Here is a 23,539-nt window from a genome sequence, read left to right on the forward strand (position 1 = left end):
CTACTCCGCATCCGGCGGGACCACGCCCTTGCGGAAGGCAAAACAGCCGTAGAAACGGCGCTCGCCGGTCTGGATGACGCAGTAAGCCTGCTTGGCGCGCTCGTAGAAAGCGTAGCGCTCGACCGGCAGCATCGGCCATGGCTTGCCCTCGGCGGCGTCGATCTCCTTTTGCACTTCCTGCTGGACGGGCGGGATCTCGTCCGGCTTGCCGACGATCTCCATGCGCGCGGCCGAATCGTCGACGAACGTATCCAGCGGGTAGAGCGACAGCACCGCCTTCACGACTTGCGCCGCCGGCGCGTCGATGCGCAGCAGCCGCCCGAGCGCCGTCTGGCGCGCCACCGAATCGGAGGGGAAGTTGGTGTCGGCGATAATCAGGTCGTCGCCGTGTCCCATCGCCCGCAATGCCTGGAGCACGTCGGCATTGAGGAGCGGATTGATCCCTTTGAGCATGATATTCCTCGTGAAATGAGTTTGAGATCAGAGACGCTTGCCGGTCTCGGCATCGAACAGATGGATGTGGTCGAGCCGCGGCCTGAGCTTGAGCGTATCGCCGGGCTTGAAGTCGTGGCGTTCGCGGAACAGCGCCACCATCTCGCCGTCCCCGAAACGCAGGAAGACCAGGGTTTCCGAGCCAGTCGGCTCGACCACCGAAATCTTGGCAGGCACGCCATCGGCATGAATCTCGAGATGCTCCGGCCGCACGCCATAGACGACGGCGCGCCCTTCCTCCACGGCGCTGCCGGGCGCGACCGGGAACAGAGCGCCGGCGATGTCAACACCGCCCTTGCGCGCGACGCCCTTGAGCAGGTTCATCGACGGAGAGCCAATGAAGCCGGCGACAAACAAGTTGGCAGGCCGGTCGAACAGTTCCAGCGGTGCGCCGACCTGTTCAATGCGGCCGTCCCGCATCACCACGATCTTGTCGGCCATGGTCATGGCTTCGATCTGATCATGCGTGACATAGATGGTGGTGGTCTTCAGCCGCTGGTGCAATTCCTTGATCTCGGTGCGCATCTGCACACGCAGCTTGGCGTCGAGATTTGAGAGCGGCTCGTCAAACAGGAACACCTGCGGGTTGCGCACGATGGCGCGGCCCATGGCGACGCGCTGGCGCTGGCCGCCGGAAAGCTGCCGGGGATAGCGTTTCAGATAAGGGTTGAGGTCGAGGATGTCGGCGGCGCGCTTGACCCGCTCGGCAACCACGGCTGGATCGGTTTTGCGCAGCTTGAGCGCAAAGGCCATGTTCTGCTCGACTGTCTTGTGCGGATAGAGCGCATAGTTCTGGAACACCATCGCGATGTCGCGCTTGGCCGGCGGCAAGTGGTTGACCACACGGTCGCCGATGGCGATCGTGCCGCCGGAGACGGTCTCCAGCCCCGCCACCATTCTCAGCAGCGTGGACTTGCCGCAACCCGAAGGACCGACCAGCACCACGAATTGGCCGTCAGATATATCGACGCTGACTTCGTGCAGAACCTTGACGGTTCCAAACGCCTTGGCCACTTTGCTGATCGCGACTTGAGCCATATCTCCCCCATCGGCTCCATTGCCGTATGCGCAGAAGCTAACCAACGCGACCTGCCAGGGCAAGCCGGTCTCTTCCCGACAAAAACCCGGTCTCGTTGACACGGCGTTTGGTTGCGAGAATAGTGACGGGCGCTGGTCCGAATACCGGTCGCCCGAACCAAAAAAACGGAACTTCAATCGAGCAGGTGGGGTCCTGCATCGTTCGTTTCCGAACCGGGAGAATCGTTTGGCGCTCCAGCGCCTGAGAAATTTGGCCGCATTCACAACAGATATTCTGGGAGGAACATCGATGAAAACAGGTCTCTACGAAACGCTGGTCCGCGCGGGGGCAACCCGACGCGACATATTGAAGGGCGCGGCCTCGATGGCCGCGATCGCTGCCGCATCCGGCGCCGGGCTCGGCGCCCTCACGCGCCCAGCCTCCGCCGCCAGCGAGCTGCGCTCGAAAATCCTGCAGATCCCCGGCGTGGGCAAGGGTCAGCCGACCGACGCCGACTTCCAGAAGGTCGGCGAGCTCTGCCTCGAGGCGACCAAGGCCAATGTCAAGGAAGGCGAATTCGCCGGCGTCGAGCTTACCTTCATGGGTCTCAACAACCAGAACCTGCACAATGTGCTGTTCCGCGGCTTCCTGAAGCCTTGGGAAACCTATACCGGCGCCAAGATCAACTGGATCGATCTGGCGCAGGCCGACTACAATGCCCGTCTGCAGCAGTCGATCGCCACCGGCACGGTCGACTTCGACATCATCGAGATGGGCGCGCCGTTCGAGGGCGACGTCTGCGGCAAGGGCCTCACGTCCGAGATGCCCGACTGGGTCAAGACCCAGATCGATTTCGATGACCTCGTCAACTATCTGAAGCCGCCTGTCGGCACCTGGAACGGCAAGCAGTACCGCGTGACCGTCGACGGCGACGCTCATAATTTCAATTACCGCACCGATGTGTTTTCCGATGCCGACCTCGCCAAGGCCTGGAAGGACGGCGGCGGCGGCGGTGAATGGGGCGTGCCGAAGACCTGGCAGCAGGTCCAGGCGGTCACCAAGTTCCTCAAGGGCAAGCAGGTCAAGGGTCAGGACGTCTACGGCTATCTCGACGCGCCGAAACCCTGGGGCGGATTCGGCTTCTATTTCCTCGGCAGCCGCGCCACCGCCTACGCCAAGCACCCCGACGACAAGGCTTGGCTGTTTGACGCCGACACGATGAAGCCGCGCATCAACAATCCGGCCTGGGTGCGCGCCATACAGGACGTGATCGACGCGCTGCCTTCGGAGCCTGCCGACCAGATCAACGCCGATCCAAACACCACCGCCTTCCAGCAGTTCCTGGCCGGCACCGGCTCGATGGTCACCTGGTGGGGCGATGTCGGCTCGAACGTCAAGACCAACGACTCCTCCGTCGTGGGCGACGTCACCGGCTTCTCGATCCTGCCCGGCTCCGACGATGTCTACAACTCCAAGACCGGGCAGTGGGACAAACTCGCCAGCGGACCGAACTATGCGCCGAACTGCGCCTATCTCGGCTGGGGCGTATACGTCATGGCCCGCGTCGATAGCAACGAGAAGAAGAAGAAGGCGGCATGGTCCGCCGCCGCCCATCTCGGCGGCAAGGACCTGTCGATCTGGACGGCGATGTACCCGTCCGGCTTCCAGCCCTACCGCAACTCGCATTTCGACATTCCGGAGTGGGTGGCGGCGGGCTATGACGAAGCCTTCATCACCTCCTATCTCAAGTCGGAATCGGACAGCTACAACCACCCGAACGCGGCGATCGAGCCACGCATTCCCGGCATCTTCCAATACTATTCAGCCGCCGAGGACATTCTGGCTAACACCTTCGCCGGCAAGATGAAGGCCCAGGAGGGCGCAGACGCCATTGCCGCGGCCTGGGAGAAGCTGACCGACCAGATCGGCCGTGACAACCAGATCAAGCTCTACAAGGCCTCGCTCGGTCTGTAGGCAGGCGTTATGGCCCGGCGGAACCTGTTCGCCGGGCCGTATCTCGGCCGGCTTCGGCCGGTCATTTGCGCAAAAGAGGCAAGAGGCGTGGCTGACCAGACTTCGACCACGAATGCGTGGCCGGCAAATTCCGTGCCGACCGATCTGATCCCGCCCGGCCGCAAACGGCTTGGTTGGGCCCTGATGGCCGTCGCGACGCTCGGCCTTCTGGCAACGATCCTGGTGCAAATCCTCTACAAGAGCGAGGTCGACACGATCGGCTTCGAGACATGGCGGCCCGTGGTCTACGCCTATGTGCTGTGGGGCGTGGCGCTCGGCGTCGGCCAGGTGCTGACGCGCGGCGAAGACGGCCAGCGTGCGCTGTTCCTGCTGCCGGCGCTGCTGTTCACCATCGCCATGGTGATCTTCCCGACCCTGTTCGGCTTCTACATCGCGCTGACCGACTGGAACCTGAGTTCATTCTCGGGCCGCAAGTTCAACGGGCTCGACAATTTCTGGCAGATGCTCGGCGATCCCTATTATCGCAACGCGCTGTTCAACATGGTGCTCTATGTGCTGGCGGTGCTGGTCGAATATGTCATCGCCTTCGGCCTGGCGCTGCTGCTCAACGCGCAGATCCGGGCGCGCAAATTCTTCCGCGTCGTCTTCCTGATGCCGCTGATGCTGTCACCGGTCGCGGTCTCGTGGATGATCGGCAAATCGCTGATGGAGTACCGGTTCGGGCCGGCGGCGACACTGGCCCGCCACCTCGGCTGGGACAACCCCGCCTTCTTCTCCAACCCGATCACCGCCCGTATCTCGATCATGATGCTCGACGCCTGGACCTTCATCCCCTTCATGATGATCATGCTGCTTGCCGGCTTGCAGGCGATGTCGCGCGAGGTGCTGGAGGCCGCGCGCGTCGACGGCGCCACGGCCTGGCAAACCTTCTGGCAGGTCACCTTCCCGCTGATGCTGCCGGTGTCGGTGACCGCCGTCGTGTTGCGCATCATCTTCAAGCTGAAACTGGCAGACATCATCATCACGGTCACCTCGGGTGGTCCGGGCGGCGCCACCGATTCCGTGTCGAGCTTTATTTATCGCGAGTACCGGGACCGTTCCAATGTCGGCTACGGCACGATGCTGGCGATGGCCTATCTCGTCATCATCGTGGTGTTCGTGACCTGGCTGCTGAAGGTCGCCAACCGCTTCGTGCGCAATGTGAACTAGTGCGGCAGGGATCATGAGCGTTCAGACCACCGACTATACCCTCTCCGAAATCCGCTCACCGGCGAGCTTCATCACCAGCCGCGTCTTCATCTATGGCGCGCTTGTGTTCTGGGCCTTCATCTGCCTCTTTCCGATCTACTGGACGATCACGACCTCGTTCAAGTCGGCGGTAGACGTGACCCAGGGGCATCTGATCCCCTTCGTCGACTTCCAGCCGGACTGGAAGGGCTGGCGATCGCTTGGCCTGTCGCCGGATTCGATCTTCCAGACGTCGACCGTCCGCGACGAATTCTTCAAGCGCTTCATGAATTCGGTCATCACTTCGGTCGGCGCGTCGAGCCTCGCCATCGTCATCGGCAGCCTCGCCGCCTACGGCCTCACGCGCTACCGCTATCACTTCGCCTGGTTCAAGAACGAGGACATTTCCTTCTTCTTCCTGTCGCAGCTCATCCTGCCGCCGGTCGTGCTCGCACTGCCGTTCCTGGTGCTTTACCGCGAAGTCGGACTGCTCGACACGCGCATCGGGCTGATCCTGCTCTACACGCTGATGGTGCTGCCGATCGTCATCTGGATCATGCGCGACCAGTTCAATTCCATCCCGGTCGAGCTCGAGGAAGCGGCCCTCGTCGACGGCCTGTCGATCTGGGGCGCGTTCTTTCGCATCGTCATGCCGATCGCCCTGCCCGGCATGGTCGCCGCCTTCATCCTGGCGATGGTGCTGTGCTGGAACGAGTATTTCTTCGCCGCCCTTTTGACCTCGACCGACGCCAAGACAATTCCGGTCATGGTGGCGAGCCAGACCGGTTCGCAAGGCATCAACTGGTGGTCGATGGCAGCGCTTGCCACGGCGGCAATCGCGCCCTTGGCCGTCATCGGCATCGCGCTGGAGCGCTACCTGATCATGGGTATGACCGCGGGAGCGGTGAAATAGGCGGCGCCGTCCTTACCTTCTCCACAAGGGAGAAGGAGAACCGCGCTAGCCCCTCAGGATCGTGCGCAGGTGATCCATGATCATGGCAACGCCCTCTGCTCCGAGCGCAGCCGAGGCATCCGGAGCGCTGGCCGTATACCAGCTCGTATTGTCGGCGAAATGGCCGGCATCGACAGCCTCAGGGCATAGCGCCAGCATCAGCGAGGTCTCGCCGATGCCGGCATGATCGAACGGGTACTTGCCGTTCATCTCGGCCGGCATCAGCGGATGCACCTGCACCCAGTTGAAAAAATTGCTGCCCTCGGCATGCTCGGCATAGTAGGCGGCCATCGCCTCGGAGCCCCACCAGCCTTCACCTCGTTCCTTCTCAAGGAAGCGGAAGATCGCCTGACGTCCGGCGGCCTTGAAGGCGAGATCGGTCGGCATGCCGGCGGCGAAATTCTCGGTCTGGTGGTGGATTATGGCGTGGATGTTGCGAAAACCGATGCGCAGCAGGCTGTAGAACAGTTCCTCCGCGAAGGGCGCCAGTTGATTGCCGCCAACCTGCACCGAGCCTGTGCCCTCCGGCGGCGCCACGGCGTAGCTCGCCGCGCCGTAGTAGAAGGGCGGCAGGATGACGATCTCCCGCTCCTTCTCAAACAGCTCCAGCGTCTTGACGACCGCCAGCGTGTCCATGCCGACCGCCATGTGCTCGCCATGGTATTCGAGCACGCCGAGCGGCAGGGCGATCGGCCAGTTCTGGGCGATCGCCTTGCGGATCTGGTGCGGCAGCATCAACTCGTAGCGCATCGCACTACTCCATATTGGTGTGACGGGCCCGCATCGCCTCCGGCGAGGCCGCGGTCAGACCCCTGAGTTTCAGCACCATGACCTCGAACAGCAGGAACAGCGCGCCTTCGAACACCGATCCCATCGGCAGGACCGATGTTTTTTGCGGACCCTGGTCGTCGGCCATGGTCTGCGCCGGCACGAGCAGCGTGAAGTCGGCCAAGCGCGCTGCACTGCCGCCGGGCTGAGCGGTCAGAAGCAGAACCGTCGCGCCGGCCTGGCGCGCCACCTGCATCAGGGTTAGCACGGTCGCGGTTTCTCCAGGCCCGGAACTGACCAGGAAGACATCGCCCTGCGCCACGGGCGGCGTGGTCATGTCACCGACCACCGACACCGGCAGGCCCAGATGATGGAGCCGCATGGCGAAGCCCTTGACCTGCAAGGCCTCGCGGCCGCAGCCGTAGACGACGATCTGCCGTGCTCCTGCAAGCATCTCGCAGGCGGCATCGATCCGGCCGTCGTCGACGCGCGCCAGCACAGTGCCGAGCTCGTCCAGAGCGGTCCTGAACATCTGCGAGCCCCCATCGCTCACGACGGTGCCGTCCAACGATCCGAGGTCGAAGAAGAGTGGAAATTCCCGGTCACGTCTCTCCCCGAACAGCTTGTTTTTATTCATGCTATCACCGCCAAAATCCGTGTCCAACGCCCCTGCGCGCTTTTGCTGTGCCACGAGCGTGATAGTGTCATGTCAGACAAATCAATGAGGCAAACGGCAGGATATGAAGACACGGCATTTCGACCGCATCGGCAATGGCGGCATCAGCTTCACCGAACTCGGCTTCGGCACGGCGCCGCTCGGCAACCTCTACCGCGCGGTCTCCGACGAGGACGCCAATGCGACGCTGGAGGCTGCATGGGCGACCGGCTGCCGCTATTACGACACCGCGCCGCTCTATGGGCTTGGCTTGTCGGAGACGCGGCTCAACCCCTTCCTGCGCGGCAAGAAGCGCGACGACTACGTGCTGTCGAGCAAGGTCGGCCGCATCATGCGCGCCTGTCCGCCGCAAGAGCGCACCGGCATCGGCAAGTTCTTCGACACGCCGTCGCGCAAGGAGGTCTACGACTACAGCTATGACGGCGTGATGCGCTCCTTCGAAGCGTCCCTGGAACGGCTCGGCGTCGACCGCATCGACATTCTGTTCGTGCACGACGTCGACATCTTCACCCATGGCAGCAAGGAAGCGTCCGACCAGCGCATAGAGGAGTTTATGCGCTCCGGCTATTACGGGCTGCTTGCCTTGCGCGACCAGGGCGTCATCAAGGCCTTCGGTGGCGGCATCAACGAATGGCAGGTTGCCCAGACATTGGCCGAGCGCGGTGATTTCGATCTGTTCCTGCTCGCCGGCCGCTATACGCTGCTCGAGCAGGAGGCGCTGACATCCTTCCTGCCGCTCTGCCAGAAGCGCGGCATCGGCATCGTTTTGGGCGGCCCCTACAATTCCGGAATCCTGGCCACGGGGCCGAAGCCGGGTGCCTTCTACAACTACACCGAAGCGCCGCGGGACGTGCTCGACCGGGTGGCGCGCATCGAGGCGGTCTGCCGACGGCATGACGTGCGCTTGATCGAAGCAGCGCTGCAGTTCCCGTTGCTGCATCCGTCCGTCGTGTCGGTGATCCCCGGTGGCCAGCGGCCAAGCGAGGTCGAAAGCAATCGGTCACTGCTCGATGCGAGACTGCCGGCGGCACTCTGGGCCGACCTGAAGAAGGACGGCCTGATGCGGGCGGACGCGCCGACCGGGTAGCTCGCAATCACGAACCTATCGACCAGTAGGAGCGCAAAAGAAAAGCCGGGGCTTGCCCGGCTTTTCTGATATTTTGAAATTTAAAAAAGGCGCTTAATTGACGGCGTCCTTGAGACCCTTGCCGGCCGAGAACTTCGGCACGGTGCGCGCCGGGATCTTTACTTCGGCGCCGGTCTGAGGGTTGCGGCCGGTCGAGGCTGCGCGCTTTGACACGGTGAAATTGCCAAAGCCGACAAGCCGGACATCGCCGCCCTTCTTCAGTTCGCCGGTGATGACGGAGAATACCGCATCGACAGCCGACTGCGCGTCACCCTTCGAAATGCTCGCGGCGTCGGCAACAGCGGACACCAGTTCGTTCTTGTTCATAAAAATTCCCTTCCATGAGAACACCGGAACTCACGACTCATCCGGCAGGAAACGGACTTTAGAAAGAAGCGCTCGCGCAACCAAGTCGAAAAGCCGGGAAAGAATGGAAAAAAGCCCGGAATTCCGGGGTTTTTCACATGAAAAAGCCGGGCGCGAGGCCCGGCTTTCTGTTTGTGCGCTGCAACTTTAGCAAGAACTAATGCGCAAGCGACTTTCCGGCGTCATCCGCAGTGTCCGTCGCGGCAGGAGGATTGACCGGTTCGACCCATTCGATTGGCTCCGGCATACGCACCAACGCGTGGCGCAACGCCTCGCCGACCCGCGAGACCGGGATGATTTCCATACCGTTCTTCACGTTGTCAGGAATATCCGCCAGATCCTTGGCGTTGTCTTCCGGGATCAGCACTTTCTTGATGCCGCCGCGCAGTGCGGCAAGCAACTTCTCCTTCAGACCGCCGATCGGCAGCACCCTGCCGCGCAGCGTGATCTCGCCGGTCATGGCGACATCGGCCCTGACCGGAATGCCGGTCAGCACGGAGACGATCGCGGTCGCCATCGCCACACCGGCCGACGGCCCATCCTTGGGCGTGGCACCCTCCGGCACGTGGACGTGGATGTCGCGCTTGTCGAACAGCGGCGGCTCGATGCCGAAATCGAGAGCGCGCGAGCGGACATAGGAGGCCGCCGCCGAAATCGATTCCTTCATCACGTCGCGCAGATTGCCGGTCACCGTCATGCGGCCCTTGCCGGGCATCATGACGCCTTCGACCGTCAGCAGCTCGCCGCCGACTTCCGTCCAGGCAAGTCCGGTGATGACGCCGACCTGGTCGTCTGCCTCGACCTGACCGAAGCGGAAGCGCGGAACACCGAGATAATCGGCGAGATTGTCCGCCGTGATGTTCACAGTCTTCTTCTTCGTCTTCAGGATCTCGGTCACCGCCTTGCGCCCGAGCTTCATCAGCTCGCGCTCCAGGCTCCTGACGCCCGCTTCACGGGTGTAGGTCTGGATGATGGCGCGGATCGCGTCCTCACTGACGGAGAACTCCTTCGGCTGCAGCGCGTGATCGCGCACCACCTTCGGCAGCAAATGCCGCTTGGCGATCTCGATCTTCTCGTCCTCGGTGTAGCCGGCGATACGGATGATTTCCATGCGGTCCATCAAGGGCGCAGGGATGTTCAGCGTGTTCGCCGTCGTCACGAACATCACACTCGACAGGTCGTACTCGACCTCCAGATAGTGGTCCATGAACGTCGAGTTCTGCTCGGGGTCGAGCACCTCCAGCAAAGCCGACGACGGATCGCCGCGGAAATCCTGGCCCATCTTGTCGATCTCGTCGAGCAGGAAGAGCGGATTGGATTTCTTCGCCTTCTTCATCGACTGGATGACCTTGCCGGGCATCGAGCCGATATAGGTGCGCCGGTGGCCGCGGATCTCGGCCTCGTCACGCACGCCGCCCAGCGCCATGCGGATGAACTCGCGGCCGGTCGCCTTGGCGATCGACTTGCCGAGCGAGGTCTTGCCGACGCCGGGAGGGCCGACGAGGCACAGGATGGGCCCCTTGAGCTTCTTCTGGCGGCTTTGCACGGCGAGATACTCGACGATACGGTCCTTGACCTTGTCGAGACCGAAATGGTCGGTGTCGAGCACGTTCTGCGCGAACGCCAGGTCCTGCTTGACCTTGGAGTTCTTGCCCCACGGAATCGACAGGATCCAGTCGAGATAATTACGCACCACGGTGGATTCCGCCGACATAGGCGACATCGTCCTCAGCTTCTTCAATTCGGCTTCCGCCTTTTCGCGAGCCTCCTTGGAGAGCTTGGTCTTCTTGATGCGGGCCTCGATCTCGGCGGCCTCGTCGCGGCCATCCTCGCCTTCGCCGAGCTCCTTCTGGATCGCCTTCATCTGCTCGTTGAGGTAGTATTCGCGCTGCGTCTTCTCCATCTGGCGCTTGACGCGCGAGCGGATGCGCTTCTCCACCTGCAGGACGGAGATTTCGGCCTCCATGAAGCCCATCGCCTTTTCCAGCCGCTCCTTGACCGAGAGCGTGGCCAGCATCTCCTGCTTTTCGGGGATCTTGATGGCGAGGTGCGAAGCGACCGTGTCGGCGAGCTTGGAATAGTCGTCGATCTGGCTGGCGGCACCAACCACCTCGGGCGAGATCTTCTTGTTGAGCTTGACGTAGTTCTCGAAGTCGGTGACGACCGAACGAGCCAGCGCCTCGACCTCAACCTCTTCCTCTTCCGGCTCGACCAGCGCGGTGGCGCGGGCCTCATGGAAGTCGGGACGGTCGGTGAAGGCGGTGATTTTCGCGCGCGAGGCGCCTTCGACCAGCACCTTGACGGTGCCGTCGGGCAGCTTCAGCAATTGCAGCACGTTGGCGAGCGTGCCGATATCAAAGATGGCATCGGGCTCCGGATCGTCATCGGCGGCATTCATCTGGGTGGCGAGCAGGATCTGCTTTTCCTGACCCATCACCTCTTCCAGCGCCTTGATCGACTTTTCACGCCCGACAAAGAGCGGAACGATCATGTGCGGGAACACCACGATGTCGCGCAGTGGGAGGACTGCGAAGACGCCGTCGCTGGGAGCCTTGGTTATTTTGGCCATTGTCCAACCTTTCATGTCGCGGCCGCCAATCGGCCAACCGCGAATCTTATATTAACGACCGGGGATCGTTCCGCCTACCACCGTTGTGACGGGAGTTTTACAGCACAGAAATCGGGCACCTCGGCCTTCTCGTGTTAGGTGGATGCAGGAGGGCCAAAGATCAAGAGTTAACATCGCCGGCGTTCCATTCCCTCGCGAAGGTCGCATGCCTCTCATGGCAAAACGGCGCCCCGAGGGCGCCGTTCCACAAAAATATGGGTTCAAGTGGCATGTCAGGCGCTGACATTGCCCTTCTTTTCCTTCTGTTCGGAATAGATGTAGAGCGGCCGGGCACTGCCGGTCACCACTTCTTCCGAAATCACCACTTCGCGCACGCCTTCGAGCGCCGGCAGTTCGAACATGGTGTCGAGCAGGATCGCTTCCATGATGGAGCGCAGGCCACGCGCGCCGGTCTTGCGCTCGATGGCGCGCTTGGCGATCGCAGACAATGCGTTCTCGTGGAAGGTCAGGTCGACATTCTCCATCTCGAACAGCCGCTGGTATTGCTTGACCAGTGCGTTCTTCGGTTCGGTCAGGATCTGGATCAGCGCCGGCTCGTCGAGGTCTTCCAGCGTCGCCAGGACCGGCAGACGGCCGACAAACTCGGGAATGAGGCCGAACTTCAAGAGATCCTCTGGCTCCACAAGGCGGAAGACATCGCCGGTGCGGCGATCCTCGGGCGATGCCACGGTGGCGCCGAAGCCGATCGAGGTCTTGCGGCCACGATCCGATATGATTTTGTCCAACCCGGCGAAGGCGCCGCCGCAGATAAACAGGATGTTGGCGGTGTCGACCTGCAGGAACTCCTGTTGTGGATGTTTCCTGCCGCCCTGTGGCGGTACCGAGGCGACAGTGCCTTCCATGATCTTCAACAGCGCCTGCTGCACGCCCTCGCCCGACACGTCGCGGGTGATGGAGGGGTTATCGGACTTGCGCGAGATCTTGTCGATCTCGTCGATGTAGACGATGCCGCGCTGGGCGCGTTCGACATTGTAGTCGGCCGACTGCAACAGCTTCAGGATGATGTTCTCGACGTCCTCGCCGACATAGCCGGCCTCGGTCAGCGTCGTGGCATCGGCCATGGTGAAGGGCACGTCGATGATGCGGGCGAGCGTCTGCGCCAGCAGCGTCTTGCCGCAACCGGTCGGGCCGATCAACAGGATGTTGGACTTGGCCAGTTCGACATCGTTGTTCTTGCCGGCATGGGCGAGGCGCTTGTAGTGATTGTGGACGGCCACCGAGAGCACGCGCTTGGCGTAGGGCTGGCCGATAACGTAGTCGTCGAGAACCTTGAGGATCTCCTGCGGGGTCGGCACACCCTCGCGCGACTTCACCATCGAGGTCTTGTTCTCCTCGCGGATGATGTCCATGCACAGCTCGACGCATTCGTCGCAGATGAAGACCGTCGGGCCGGCGATCAGCTTGCGCACCTCATGCTGGCTTTTGCCGCAAAACGAGCAATAAAGCGTGTTCTTGGAATCGCCGCTGTTGTTGCCGACTTTGCTCATTTTCATGTCCTTTCATGGCCGCCCGCCGATGGTCTGGCTGAAAGGGCGCATACTCTATTTATCGCGGGAATCCGCCGCCGCCAGTATCCCGGCTCCCGCAACGTATTCCGTACGAAACACAAATCAGAAAACGTGGCAATGATTCGCAGCAACCCCACACAAAGCTAAGCCGTCGAAAATCAACATAGCCTTAACGTAGGCAATCCCGATCGTCGAGGGAACAGCCAATTGTGGCCGAAATGCCGCAAGACGCGCCAAAAGCGCGTGATGCCGCCATCCAACTGCCAATATGCCGTTATGCCAGCGCCCCTTCGGCCGCTTCGCGCGACGAAATGACCTTGTCGATCAGGCCGAAGTCCTTGGCCTCGTCCGCGGTCATGAAATGGTCACGGTCGAGCGTCTTTTCAATCTCGTCGTAGCTCTTGCCGGTGTGCTTGACGTACACCTCGTTGAGGCGGCGCTTCAGTTTAATGATGTCCTGGGCATGACGCTCGATGTCGGACGCCTGGCCCTGGAAGCCGCCGGACGGCTGGTGAACCATGATGCGGGCGTTGGGCGTGGCGAAGCGCATGTCCTTGTGGCCGGCGGTCAGGAGCAGCGAGCCCATGGAGGCCGCCTGGCCGATGCACAGCGTCGACACGGCCGGCTTGATGAATTGCATGGTGTCGTAGATGGCCATGCCCGAGGTGACGACGCCACCGGGCGAATTGATGTAGAGGTTGATTTCCTTCTTCGGATTCTCGGCTTCCAGGAACAGAAGCTGCGCGCAGACCAGCGTCGCCATGCCGTCCTCGACCGGACCGGTGATGAAAATGATGCGCTCTTTGAGGAGGCGCGAGAAAATGTCGTAGGCCCGCTCGCCGCGATTGGTCTGTTCGACCACCATCGGAACGAGGTTCATGTAGGTTTCGACGGGGTTCTTCATTCGTTATCTCTTGTCTCGCGGTGGGATTCCGGCGCCGGACATGCTGGCAACTCGGGCAGAATCGGTTCTGGATCGTTATTGTGTAAATAGGATGCCGGCTCATCCTTGTGCAAGGCCGACCCCTCCTAGCCATCTGGGTAAGTCGAATCAAGCTTTCCAGGCGAGATTCGCAACGGCGGGCGCTTCCGCCGGCTCGCGACGGCACCTGCGGCCTGACAGGTAGCAGTTTCTTAACCGCGTCACTTAACGAATGCGCCGAACCCGCTTTTCTCGCGGACCGCTTCCCCTACAATTCAACGTTGAACTTGTGTCCGCGGTTCAACAGGGGGAACGTCATGTCCAGGAAAACCGCATGCTTCGCCATGGCCGGGCTGACCATGCTCGGCTCGATTTCGCAGACGGCGGCCGGCGGCCGCGCCGTCGAATGCTATGAGCCGGTCCAAACGCCTGATGTCTATGACACGGTCTACGAGGACGTGATGATCAGTCCGCCCAGCCAGCAGGTCGACTATGAAGCGCCGATCTACGGCACGCGCGAGCGGGTGGTGATGACGGTTCCGGCACAGGTGACCTATGAGGTGGTGCCCGCAATCACCCGTACGGTCTACCACACAGTCAAGGTCGATGATGGCGGCTATTCCTGGGAATGGCGCGTCATCCACGGCCGCAAGGTGCTGTGCAAGGTCCGGCACAAGGCGCGCTATGAACGCGTCGCCGAAACGGTGGTGATCCGGCCGGAGCGCACAAGGCGCGTCGTCATTCCGGCGCAATATGACAGGATCGCCGAGGAGGTGCTGGTGCGACCGGAGCAAAGGCGCGTCATCGACATTCCCGGCGCCTACCAGACCGTCGCGCGGCGCGTGCTGGTGCGCGAAGGCTCATCCGGCTGGCGGCGCGTGCATATTCCCAGGCATTGCCAGGACTGAATTCAGGCGATTTCGGCTCGCAACCAACGTTTCAGGCCGGCAATATCGCCATCATCGACAGCCGCCGCCACACGCCGGCCGACCGCCGCCCCGAATTTATAGCCATGGCCCGAGCAGGCCGAGACGATCAGGCACTTGCCCGTCTCATGCGCCAGGAATTTCTCATCGTCCGTGAATGTGTAGGCGCAGGTGACCACTTCGGTCACCTCATACTCCTCGATGCGGGCGATCGGCGGTGAAAACAGGTTGCGGATCGCCTCGCCCTCGCCCGGCACCGGCTGCCGGTTCCAGTCGGCGTCGCTGGTCGGCACCCTGTGCAGGCCTGAACCGAATTTCATGCCGGCACCTCGGGTCAGCGGAATCATGTAGCCGTCGGTCTTGCCACCTACATCGAGGACCACGGGCGCAACTTCCCAGACGGCCTTGAGGTCCGCCGGCGGTTCGACATAGGCGAGCGCGGTTCGGTACGTCTTCAGTTCGCCGCCGAGTTCGGGGAACAGTTTCAGCACCCAGGCGCCCGCAGCGACGACGATGCGGTCGGCCTGCATCGTCTCGCCGGACGCGAGCACGATATGCCCTGCCTCGGAGTCGACCGCCGTCACCTTGCTGTTCTCGTAGACGTTGGCGCCGTTGGCGCGCAGCCACTTGGCCAGGCCGGACGCGATCTTGCGGCAATGCAGCGCGCCGCCTTCCGGCGAAAAGTAGGCGTAGCGGAACGAGCCCGGCTCCAGGAAAGGCCAGCGTTCGACCGCGGCATCAGGTTCCAGCAGGTCGAACGGATAGTTTCCCTCCTCCAGCCCTTCCCGGTATTCCTCGGCTTCGTCGCCCGGCTCGCGCGAGACGCAGAGGAAGCCCCTGGAATCGAGATGGTTCTCGCCGAGGTCGGCCCACATTTCGTCCCAGGCTTCATAGGCCTCGCTGATCAGCCGGCCGTAGCCGGTCCCGGCCCGGTAGGCACGGCGAATGATGCGGTGATGGTCGCCGGATGCCGCCAACGGATTGGGGATCGGCCCCTGCTCGACGATGGAAACGCTATGGCCAGCCTTGACCAGCGACCATGCGGTGGAGAGACCGGCGATGCCCGCGCCGACAACGATCACATTCATCAAATCAGACTTTCCGCAGCCGTTGCGGCTGGCTCAACGCATTGGATTGCGGGCGCCAACATACGGTCTGGAACCAGGCTGGCAAGCCGCGCTATTGGTCTGGCATGACCAAATTGACGCCATCCTACCTCGCCTTTGATCCAGCGACCCGTCACCTGAGACTTGACCCGCACGAGTGGGCTTTCTTCCAGGATCCGTACGTGGCCTATGCGTTCCTGCACGATGCATCGAACGTCTTTTTCTGGGAAGAATTCGGGTTCTGGTGCTTTGGCGGCTTCGACGACGTCAACAAGCTGTTGCGCGACCGCCGCTTCGGCCGCCATAACCCGGCGGGCATTCCCGACAGTTGTGGCATCGGCCGGGATAGAACACATCTCAAGGCATTCGACGGCATCGAAGCCAATTCCATGCTGGAACTGGAGCCGCCGGTACACACGCGGCTTCGAACACTGGTCAACCGCGCCTTCGTGTCGCGCCAGGTCGAGCGGCTGCGGCCGCGCGTGGAGGCACTCGCCAACGAACTGATCGATCGTTTCGAGCCGGGCAAGCAAGTCGACCTGCTGCCCGCCTTCGCTTCTCCCCTGCCCATCACCATCATCGCCGAGATGCTCGGCGTGCCGGTCGAAATGGGACCGCAACTGCTCGACTGGTCACATCGAATGGTCGCCATGTACGTGCATGGCCGCACTCGCGAGATCGAGGAGACGGCCAATCGCGCGGCGCAGGATTTTGCCGATTTCCTGCGCGGCACCATCGCCGAACGGCGCAAAAATCCCGGCGACGACCTGCTGTCGCTGCTGATCTCGGCGCAGGAGGGCGGCCAAAAATTGTCGGAAGACGAAATGGTGTCCTCGGCGATCCTGCTGCTCAATGCCGGCCACGAAGCGACCGTGCACCAGACCGGCAATGCGGTGCGCTCGATCTTGGCGCAAGGCGGCGACCCGCGCCGTTTCTTCACCTCAGCCGAGGCAACGGCGGCCGCTGTCGAGGAATGCCTGCGCTTCGACGCGCCGTTGCACATGTTCACCCGCTACGCCTACAAGGAGATCGAAATCGCTCCCGGGATCGTCGTGCAGCCCGGCCAGACGATCGGTCTGCTGCTTGGCATGGCCAACCATGACCCTCATGCCTTTGCCGAGCCGCGGGCCTTCCGGCCGGATCGTGCCGACCAGAAGAACGTGTCGTTCGGCGCCGGCATCCATTTCTGCATCGGCGCGCCCCTGGCCAGGCTCGAATTGCAGGTGTCGCTGAAAACCTTGTTCGAGCGGCACCCAAAGCTCCGTCTTGCCCAAAGCCCAAGCTTCCGTGACACGTATCATTTCCATGGGCTGGAAGCGCTCACCGTCGGCTTCTGAAGGAGCGCAGGCCTGAGCTGTGAGCTGCGCGCAGCTCACAGCCTGATCACATACTCCTTGCGGGTGGTTTCAAGCACTTCCCAGCTTCCCTTGAAGCCAGGTCGCAGCACGAAGCTGTCGCCGGCCCTGACGGTGCGCGCTTCGCCACCCTCCTCTTCGATCACCGAAACGCCGGAAAGGATGTGACAGAATTCCCATTCGTCGTAGACGATGCGCCACTTGCCCGGAGTCGATTCCCAGATACCGGCATAAAGACCGCCTTCGCGCTCCTCGACGTTCCAGGTGCGGAATTTCGGATCGCCTGAGATCAGGCGATCGGGCGCCGGCGCGCCTTCTTCGGCGTCGACAGAATCCGTCGATATCGTCAGGTAATGCTCGGACAGGATTTGCCTCCATGAGAACCGGCCTCGGGCCGGCTCGCCTTACCCCGGCGTTTTGCGCCGACCCTCCTACGAGGGGGAGGCTAGATCAAACTTTGGCGAGTGCCTGTTCGAGATCGGCGACGATGTCGGTGACGTCCTCGATGCCGATGGACAGCCGCACCGTGTCCGGTCCCGCACCCGCCTTGACCTTCTGCTCGTCGGACAGCTGTCGGTGCGTGGTCGACGCCGGATGGATGACCAAGGACTTGGTGTCGCCGACATTGGCCAAGTGCGAGAACAACTCCAACGCTTCGACGAATTTGACGCCGGCCTCGTAACCGCCCTTGAGGCCGAAGGTGAAGACCGCGCCGGCGCCTTGCGGCGAGTATTTCTTTTGCAGGGCGTTGTTCTTGTCGCTGGGAAGGCCGGGATAGTTGACCCAGGCCACCTTGGGATGGTTGGACAGCCAGCCCGCGACGGTGATCGCATTGTCGCAATGGCGCTGCATGCGCAGCGGCAAGGTTTCGAGGCCTGTCAAAATGAGAAAGGCGTTGAACGGCGAAATCGCCGGGCCGAGATCGCGCAGGCCAAGCACGCGCGCGGCGATGGCGAAGGCGAAATTGCCGAAGGTTTCGTGCAGTACCAGGCCGCCATATTCGGGGCGCGGTTCCGACAGCATCGGGTACTTCCCTGATTTCGACCAGTCGAACGTGCCGCCATCAACGATGGCGCCGCCGATCGAGTTGCCGTGACCGCCAATGAACTTGGTCAGCGAATGGACTACAATGTCGGCGCCGTGCTCGATCGGCCGGATCAGGTAGGGCGAGGCCAGGGTGTTGTCGACGATCAGCGGCAGGCCATGCTTGCGCGCGATGTCGCCGATCTTCTCTATGTCGACGAAGGTGCCGCCGGGATTGGCCAGACTCTCGATGAAGATCGCCTTGGTCTTGTCATCGATCTGGCTCTCGAAGGTTGACGGATCGTTCGCTTCGGCCCAGCGCACCTCCCAGCCAAAGTTCTTGAAGGCATGGCCGAACTGGTTGATCGAACCGCCATAGAGCTTGTTGGCGGCGACGAAATTGTCGCCCGGCTGCAACAGATTGTGGAACACGATTACCTGGGCGGCGTGGCCGGACGCGACCGCCAGGGCGGCCGTGCCGCCCTCGAGCGCCGCTATGCGTTCTTCGAGCACCGCCTGCGTCGGGTTCATGATGCGGGTGTAGATGTTGCCGAAGGCCTTCAGCCCGAACAGCGAGGCGGCATGATCGGCGTCGTCGAAAACAAAGGAGGTCGTCTGGTAGATCGGCGTGGCGCGTGCGCCGGTGGCCGGATCGGGTTTGGCGCCGGCATGGACGGCGAGCGTGTTGAAACCGGGCGTGCGGGTCACTGAAACCTCCCTCGAACAAAACTTCTGAAATTCGCCGGCCATTCTTGGCCAAGCTCGACCACGAATGCAAAGAAGAAAATACCCTTCGGCGTGTCATCTTCGACCAGATAGCAGGAAAATACGGCTCCTGCCGGAATAATTTTGCGCCTTCCCCTTGTCTATTTTTGCCGCACGCCGAAACTCTGGAACCCCGACCGCATCAGCGGCTTCTTCGACGACAGCACACCGGAATTGACCCCGGTCCAGCCGATCTCGCCGGACAGCTTGCCGTATTCGATCTTGGGGCAGCGGTTCATCACCACCTTGATGCCGGCGGCTTCGGCGCGCGCGGCGGCTTCGTCGTGGCGCACGCCGAGTTGCATCCAGATCACTTTCGGCAGGGGATCGAGCTTCAGCACCTGGTCGACAACGCCGGCCACCGCCGCCGAGGCGCGAAAGATGTCGACCATGTCGATGGGCTGGGCAATCTCGGCAAGGCTGCCATAGACCGTACGGCCGAGTATCTCCTTGCCAGCATGGCCCGGATTGATGGGGAACACCTCAAACCCCTTGGCCAGCAGGTATTTCAACACGAAATAGCTTGGACGAACGTCGTTGGCGGACGCGCCGACCATGGCGATGGTCTTCACCGAATTGAGGATGCCGGCGATGTAGGCGTTGTCATAGCTATCGTGATTCATGGCTCGTCCTCATACAACGCCTCGGCGAGAAAGCCATCAGGATCACTGCTGAAATCGCGCATCATGCGGAAGTGGTCCGTATCACGAAAATCGGTCGAATCTAGCCCGAACCGGCTGATGCGGAACAGCCGCGCGCCTGGACAGGCCATCAGCAGCGGCGAATGCGTCGCCATGATCACTTGCGCAGTGCCCGACCGATCCATGCGCCGCAGCATCTTGAGAAGTTCGATCTGGCGCGATGGAGACAGCGCACTTTCGGGCTCGTCGAGGATGTAGATGCCTTGCCTGCGGCAACGTTCCTCGAAGAAGCGGATGAACCCTTCGCCATGCGACCAGGACAGAAAGTCGGGCGGAGGTGGCTTGAACGGATCTTCCAGGGCCACCTGGTCAAGATAGCGAGCCACCGAGTAGAAGGATTCGGCGCGAAAGAACCAGCCGGCGGTGACTTTTGGCAACCAATGGCCACGGAAGGTATCTGCCAGCGCGGCACCACTCCTGTCGATGGCGCCGGAATGGTCGACAGGCCGGTAGCCCTTGCCGCCTCCGGCTTCGTCGTAACCGGCGAGCGCGCCGATCGCCTCGAGCAATGTCGATTTGCCGGTGCCGTTCTCACCGACGATGATGGTAATTGGTGTGGTGAATTCGAGTTCGAAGGCGTGACCACGAAACAGCGGCAGGTTCCACGGGTATTTTTCCCAATCGGTCACCCGCTCGGAATCGAGCAGAATGCGCTTGAGATAGGGCGCCTTGAGCCGCGTCAACTGCCTGCGGTAAGCCATCAATCGGGCAGCGAGATCGTACCGTCTTCCGTGATCGGAAAGGCCGGGTTGTGCGCCACTTCCCAGACATGTCCGTCGGCATCGGCGAAATAGCCGTACCAGCCGCCCCAGAAGGCACGGCCTGCCGGCTTGACGATGCGGCCGCCGGCCTCTTCAGCCATCGCAAGCACCGCGTCCACTTCGGCATCGGAGCGGGTGTTGTAGGCGAGATAGACGGCGGCAGGCGCCTTGGCGAAGGTGATGCCGGAATCCTCCTCGGCGCTGGCGCGCGGGAACAGGCCGAGTATAACACCACCCATCTGGAAGAAGGCGACGCCATCGGTGATGCCCGCATGGCGCTTCAGGCCCATCGTCTCGTAGAAGCGCACCGCACGATCGAGATCATCGGTGGCGATGGTGATGATGGAGATGCGCGGCTCCATGACTTTCGTCCTTATTCGTCGGTCCATTCCGGCTTGCGTTTGCCGATGAAGGCGCCGATGCCCTCCTGGGCGTCACGCGCCAGCATGTTCTCGACCATGACCCGGCCAGTATAGCCATAGGCATCCGCCAGCCCCATCTCGGCCTGCGCATAAAACGCTTCCTTGCCGGTCTTCAGCACCGAAGATGATTTTGAAGCAATGGTTTGGGCGTATTTGTTGACAATCTGATTCAGGTACTCGCGCGGCACGACGCGGTTGACCAGGCCGAACTCCTTGGCGGTCGCGGCATCGATGGTTTCGCCAGTCAGGAGCATTTCCATGGCGTGCTTGCGCGAGACGTTGCGAGACAGCGCCACCATCGGCGTCGAGCAGAACAGGCCGATATTGACGCCCGGCGTGCAGAACGTCGCCTCATGCGAGGCGATGGCGAGGTCGCAACTGGCGACAAGCTGCAGGCCGGCGGCGGTGGCAAGGCCATCCACTTCGGCGATCACCGGCTTGGGGTGGCGCACGATCGCCTGCATCAGCGTAGCGCAGGCGGCAAACGTCTCTTCGAAGAAGGCCTTGCCGCGATCGGCGTCGGCGCGGCGCGCTGTCATCTCCTTGAGATCGTGGCCGGCGCAGAATACCTTTCCGGCCGCCGACAGCACTATGACGCGAACGGCCTTGTCGGCCCTGGCACGGTCCAGTTCCTCCGTCAGCGCCGTCATCGCCGCCAGGGAAAGCGCGTTCGCGGGGGGATTGGCAAGCGTCAGGCGCAGCAGGCCCTCGTCGCGCCTAGCCACAACCGGCCCTTCAACTGCGACAGGCTTGATGGCAAGGATTTCGGCCATGGCTAAGGTCTCCGCGATTCCGTTCCGCTGGCAAGGTATCTAATATCGGCTGGGGTTTCATCAACACCGTATCGCTTGCGCCAGTAGGATGAAGGTGTTGCCAGAAACGCGCCGCTTCGCCCATACAGGCTTGGCGCAGAATGAGGACCGAGATGCCCGCCCAGACCAAGCTCGAGCCGGTGCTGACAGCAGCCCAGGTCAATGCGCTGATGGAGACCGTGTTTCCGCAGCTCAACGAAAAGGGCGCGGCCTTTGAGGCAACCGACGTGTTTCCCGGCGGCTGCACCGTGCGGCTCAATGCCGGCGAACGGCATTTGCGTCCCGGCGGTACGGTGTCCGGCCCTGCCTTGTTCACGCTGGCCGACATTGGCGGCTATGTCTGCGTGCTCAGCCATGCCGGGCCCGATGCGCTCTCGGTCACCACCAATCTGAACATCAATTTCGTCCGCAAGGCCGAAGCGGGACCGATCGATGGCCATTGCCGCATCCTGAAGCTCGGAAAGAACCTGATGGTCTTCGACATCGACATCGTCGCCGGCCCGGAGGGACAGACAGTGGCGCACGCCACCGGAACCTATTCGATCCCGCCGAAACGCTGACACGGAGAAGGCCGATCCGGCATCCTGGCCGGAACTCCCGATCGACACGTCCGTTTTGCGGCATGCCCGATCTGAGCACATACCTTGCCTTTCTCGGCGCCGTGCTTGCCTACCAGCTTTCCGGCGTCGGGCCCGATATGATGCTTGTGATCAGTCGCGGCGTCGGACAGGGCTGGCGCCACGCGCTGGCGGCCGCGACAGGCTGCGTATCGGCCGGCGTCGTGCAAATTCCATTACTTGCGATGGGACTTGCCACGCTGATCACATCCTCGCCGCCTCTTTACAGCTTTCTCCAAATCGTCGGCGCCATCTATCTGATCGCCATCGGGGTCAAGTTCCTGTTGGCGCGCCGGCAGGATGAAAGTCGAACCTTTGCCTTTGCCAACACCGGTGGCACTGCAGCCGCTTTCCGGCAGGGCATGATCTGCAATCTCACCAATCCGACGACGCTTGCCTTCATGTTAGCGGTGCTGCCGCAATTCGTTCACCCTTGGGCCGGTCCAGCGGCGTTGCAGTTCGTCATTCTCGGCACGACTATGAAGATGATGGGAATGGTTGTCCTCGGCGCCATCGCGCTGACCTCCGGCGCGGTCGGCGGCTGGCTGTCGCGCCGAAGCAGCTTCGTCGTGTGGCAGGGAAGGCTGGCCGGAGCCATTATGGTCGCCGTCGGAATCAGACTCCTGCTTGCAGTGACGAGTGGCCGGCGGTGAGCGAAATACCAGCCGTTTTGGCGGTAGGCCGTGTTGTAAAATAATACCACATAGTTTAGTACTTGAAATTTAACGGTTTTTCGTTTTCGTTGACTCCCGATGATGCTTGACGAGGGCTACCCTCCTCCCCTATAAGCCCTCACGAAGCAGCGGCCCGCAAAGGCCGCCGTTTTGTTATTGGCGGCGGGCAAGCGCTTTTCGCCAATCCAAGCAACAAGAAACGCCTTCCTTATCGTTTGTGGATTGGGGAAGGTCCGAACCGAAAGCAGAAAACATGACAACCTTTTCGCAGAAGCCTGCGGATGTGGTGAAAAAGTGGATCCTGATCGACGCCGAAGGTCTCGTCGTCGGCCGGCTCGCCACCGTTATCGCCAATCATCTTCGCGGCAAGCACAAGCCGACCTTCACCCCGCATGTCGACGACGGCGACAATGTCATCGTCATCAATGCCGACAAGGTGGTGTTCACCGGCAAGAAGTTCACCGACAAGGTCTATTACTGGCACACCGGGCACCCCGGCGGCATCAAGGAGCGCACCGCGCGCCAACTGCTCGAAGGCCGTTTCCCCGAGCGTGTCGTCGAGAAGGCCGTTGAGCGCATGGTTCCGCGTGGCCCGCTCGGCCGTCGCCAGATGAAGAACCTGCGCGTCTATGCAGGCGCCGAGCATCCGCATGTCGCCCAGCAGCCAGAAGTCCTCGACGTGGCCAAGCTGAATTCCAAGAACAAGAAGGTCGCATAAG

The 23,539-nt window shown here is 62.0% G+C and carries 24 protein-coding genes; 9 read left to right on the plus strand and 15 right to left on the minus strand.

Features of this window, described 5'->3' with window-relative positions:
• Both FJ942_RS13910 and ugpC read right to left on the minus strand, forming a co-directional pair.
• Entirely contained in the window at nucleotides 1–453 is a 453-nt protein-coding gene (locus FJ942_RS13910) for an RbsD/FucU family protein (RefSeq protein ID WP_140515764.1), read from the minus strand.
• 27 nt (nucleotides 454–480) lie between these two features.
• Nucleotides 481–1,530: a sn-glycerol-3-phosphate ABC transporter ATP-binding protein UgpC gene (gene ugpC / locus FJ942_RS13915; protein ID WP_140685728.1), complete on the minus strand. Its 1,050-nt coding sequence runs from the start codon at nucleotides 1,528–1,530 to the stop codon at nucleotides 481–483.
• Nucleotides 1,531–1,819: 289 nt separating this feature from the next.
• Here ugpC and FJ942_RS13920 point away from each other — a divergent pair, with 289 nt between their 5' ends.
• From FJ942_RS13920 to FJ942_RS13930, 3 genes are all read left to right on the plus strand, one after another.
• Nucleotides 1,820–3,484, plus strand: coding sequence for a sugar ABC transporter substrate-binding protein (locus FJ942_RS13920; protein WP_140897969.1), 1,665 nt, complete (start codon nucleotides 1,820–1,822; stop codon nucleotides 3,482–3,484).
• Nucleotides 3,485–3,571: 87 nt separating this feature from the next.
• The gene (locus FJ942_RS13925) at nucleotides 3,572–4,693 is read left to right on the plus strand and encodes a sugar ABC transporter permease (RefSeq protein WP_140521848.1); all 1,122 of its coding nucleotides are present in this window, start codon (nucleotides 3,572–3,574) and stop codon (nucleotides 4,691–4,693) included.
• A 13-nt stretch (nucleotides 4,694–4,706) separates the two neighbouring features.
• A complete protein-coding gene (locus tag FJ942_RS13930; RefSeq protein ID WP_140897971.1) occupies nucleotides 4,707–5,624 on the plus strand; it encodes a carbohydrate ABC transporter permease in 918 nt (305 codons plus the stop codon).
• Between the two features lie 45 nt (nucleotides 5,625–5,669).
• Here the strand turns inward: FJ942_RS13930 and FJ942_RS13935 are convergent, their stop codons facing one another.
• Both FJ942_RS13935 and FJ942_RS13940 read right to left on the minus strand, forming a co-directional pair.
• Entirely contained in the window at nucleotides 5,670–6,413 is a 744-nt protein-coding gene (locus tag FJ942_RS13935; RefSeq protein WP_140515756.1) for a creatininase family protein, read from the minus strand.
• 4 nt (nucleotides 6,414–6,417) lie between these two features.
• Nucleotides 6,418–6,963 (minus strand): SIS domain-containing protein, encoded by a 546-nt coding sequence (locus FJ942_RS13940; RefSeq protein ID WP_140515824.1) that lies wholly within the window; start codon nucleotides 6,961–6,963, stop codon nucleotides 6,418–6,420.
• A 208-nt stretch (nucleotides 6,964–7,171) separates the two neighbouring features.
• On the opposite strand from FJ942_RS13940, the gene FJ942_RS13945 reads away from it, so the two are divergent.
• On the plus strand, nucleotides 7,172–8,194 hold the full coding sequence (locus FJ942_RS13945) for an aldo/keto reductase (RefSeq protein ID WP_140515754.1): 1,023 nt from the start codon (nucleotides 7,172–7,174) through the stop codon (nucleotides 8,192–8,194).
• A gap of 93 nt (nucleotides 8,195–8,287) precedes the next feature.
• Here FJ942_RS13945 and FJ942_RS13950 read toward each other — a convergent pair whose 3' ends face one another.
• The 4 genes from FJ942_RS13950 to clpP all read right to left on the minus strand — a co-directional run bounded on the left by FJ942_RS13950 (nucleotide 8,288) and on the right by clpP (nucleotide 13,640).
• On the minus strand, nucleotides 8,288–8,560 hold the full coding sequence (locus FJ942_RS13950) for an HU family DNA-binding protein (protein WP_006201846.1): 273 nt from the start codon (nucleotides 8,558–8,560) through the stop codon (nucleotides 8,288–8,290).
• A gap of 196 nt (nucleotides 8,561–8,756) precedes the next feature.
• A complete protein-coding gene (gene lon, locus FJ942_RS13955) occupies nucleotides 8,757–11,168 on the minus strand; it encodes an endopeptidase La (RefSeq protein WP_140493937.1) in 2,412 nt (803 codons plus the stop codon).
• A gap of 272 nt (nucleotides 11,169–11,440) precedes the next feature.
• Nucleotides 11,441–12,715, minus strand: a complete 1,275-nt coding sequence (gene clpX, locus FJ942_RS13960; RefSeq protein ID WP_140493939.1) for an ATP-dependent Clp protease ATP-binding subunit ClpX — start codon at nucleotides 12,713–12,715, stop codon at nucleotides 11,441–11,443.
• Between the two features lie 295 nt (nucleotides 12,716–13,010).
• Entirely contained in the window at nucleotides 13,011–13,640 is a 630-nt protein-coding gene (gene clpP, locus FJ942_RS13965) for an ATP-dependent Clp endopeptidase proteolytic subunit ClpP (RefSeq protein WP_027028064.1), read from the minus strand.
• Between the two features lie 335 nt (nucleotides 13,641–13,975).
• Here clpP and FJ942_RS13970 point away from each other — a divergent pair, with 335 nt between their 5' ends.
• Nucleotides 13,976–14,566: a hypothetical protein gene (locus FJ942_RS13970; protein ID WP_140493941.1), complete on the plus strand. Its 591-nt coding sequence runs from the start codon at nucleotides 13,976–13,978 to the stop codon at nucleotides 14,564–14,566.
• Nucleotides 14,567–14,568: 2 nt separating this feature from the next.
• On the opposite strand, the gene FJ942_RS13975 is transcribed toward FJ942_RS13970, so the two are convergent.
• Nucleotides 14,569–15,672 (minus strand): FAD-dependent oxidoreductase, encoded by a 1,104-nt coding sequence (locus tag FJ942_RS13975; RefSeq protein WP_140493943.1) that lies wholly within the window; start codon nucleotides 15,670–15,672, stop codon nucleotides 14,569–14,571.
• A gap of 104 nt (nucleotides 15,673–15,776) precedes the next feature.
• Here FJ942_RS13975 and FJ942_RS13980 point away from each other — a divergent pair, with 104 nt between their 5' ends.
• Nucleotides 15,777–17,027 carry a cytochrome P450 gene (locus FJ942_RS13980; protein ID WP_140897973.1) on the plus strand — a complete coding sequence of 417 codons (1,251 nt, stop codon included), beginning with the start codon at nucleotides 15,777–15,779 and terminating at the stop codon, nucleotides 17,025–17,027.
• A gap of 35 nt (nucleotides 17,028–17,062) precedes the next feature.
• On the opposite strand, the gene FJ942_RS13985 is transcribed toward FJ942_RS13980, so the two are convergent.
• From FJ942_RS13985 to FJ942_RS14010, 6 genes are all read right to left on the minus strand, one after another.
• A complete protein-coding gene (locus FJ942_RS13985) occupies nucleotides 17,063–17,413 on the minus strand; it encodes a cupin domain-containing protein (RefSeq protein WP_181165167.1) in 351 nt (116 codons plus the stop codon).
• Nucleotides 17,414–17,495: 82 nt separating this feature from the next.
• Entirely contained in the window at nucleotides 17,496–18,776 is a 1,281-nt protein-coding gene (locus tag FJ942_RS13990) for an O-acetylhomoserine aminocarboxypropyltransferase (RefSeq protein WP_140493947.1), read from the minus strand.
• Nucleotides 18,777–18,934: 158 nt separating this feature from the next.
• Nucleotides 18,935–19,456, minus strand: a complete 522-nt coding sequence (locus FJ942_RS13995; protein WP_140493949.1) for a CoA-binding protein — start codon at nucleotides 19,454–19,456, stop codon at nucleotides 18,935–18,937.
• Entirely contained in the window at nucleotides 19,453–20,235 is a 783-nt protein-coding gene (locus tag FJ942_RS14000; protein ID WP_140515746.1) for an AAA family ATPase, read from the minus strand. The genes FJ942_RS13995 and FJ942_RS14000 overlap by 4 nt, the downstream gene beginning before the upstream one ends.
• Nucleotides 20,235–20,657, minus strand: a complete 423-nt coding sequence (locus tag FJ942_RS14005; RefSeq protein ID WP_140515744.1) for a VOC family protein — start codon at nucleotides 20,655–20,657, stop codon at nucleotides 20,235–20,237. The genes FJ942_RS14000 and FJ942_RS14005 overlap by 1 nt, the downstream gene beginning before the upstream one ends.
• A gap of 11 nt (nucleotides 20,658–20,668) precedes the next feature.
• A complete protein-coding gene (locus FJ942_RS14010; RefSeq protein WP_140493954.1) occupies nucleotides 20,669–21,490 on the minus strand; it encodes an enoyl-CoA hydratase in 822 nt (273 codons plus the stop codon).
• 152 nt (nucleotides 21,491–21,642) lie between these two features.
• Between FJ942_RS14010 and FJ942_RS14015 the strand changes: the two genes are divergently transcribed.
• The 3 genes from FJ942_RS14015 to rplM all read left to right on the plus strand — a co-directional run bounded on the left by FJ942_RS14015 (nucleotide 21,643) and on the right by rplM (nucleotide 23,538).
• Nucleotides 21,643–22,089: a PaaI family thioesterase gene (locus FJ942_RS14015; protein WP_140493956.1), complete on the plus strand. Its 447-nt coding sequence runs from the start codon at nucleotides 21,643–21,645 to the stop codon at nucleotides 22,087–22,089.
• A gap of 101 nt (nucleotides 22,090–22,190) precedes the next feature.
• A complete protein-coding gene (locus FJ942_RS14020; RefSeq protein WP_246679785.1) occupies nucleotides 22,191–22,799 on the plus strand; it encodes a LysE family translocator in 609 nt (202 codons plus the stop codon).
• Nucleotides 22,800–23,073: 274 nt separating this feature from the next.
• Nucleotides 23,074–23,538, plus strand: coding sequence for a 50S ribosomal protein L13 (gene rplM, locus FJ942_RS14025; protein ID WP_010915638.1), 465 nt, complete (start codon nucleotides 23,074–23,076; stop codon nucleotides 23,536–23,538).
• Nucleotide 23,539: the final 1 nt, after the last annotated feature.

The organism is Mesorhizobium sp. B2-4-2 (assembly GCF_006442845.1).
Classification (GTDB): domain Bacteria; phylum Pseudomonadota; class Alphaproteobacteria; order Rhizobiales; family Rhizobiaceae; genus Mesorhizobium.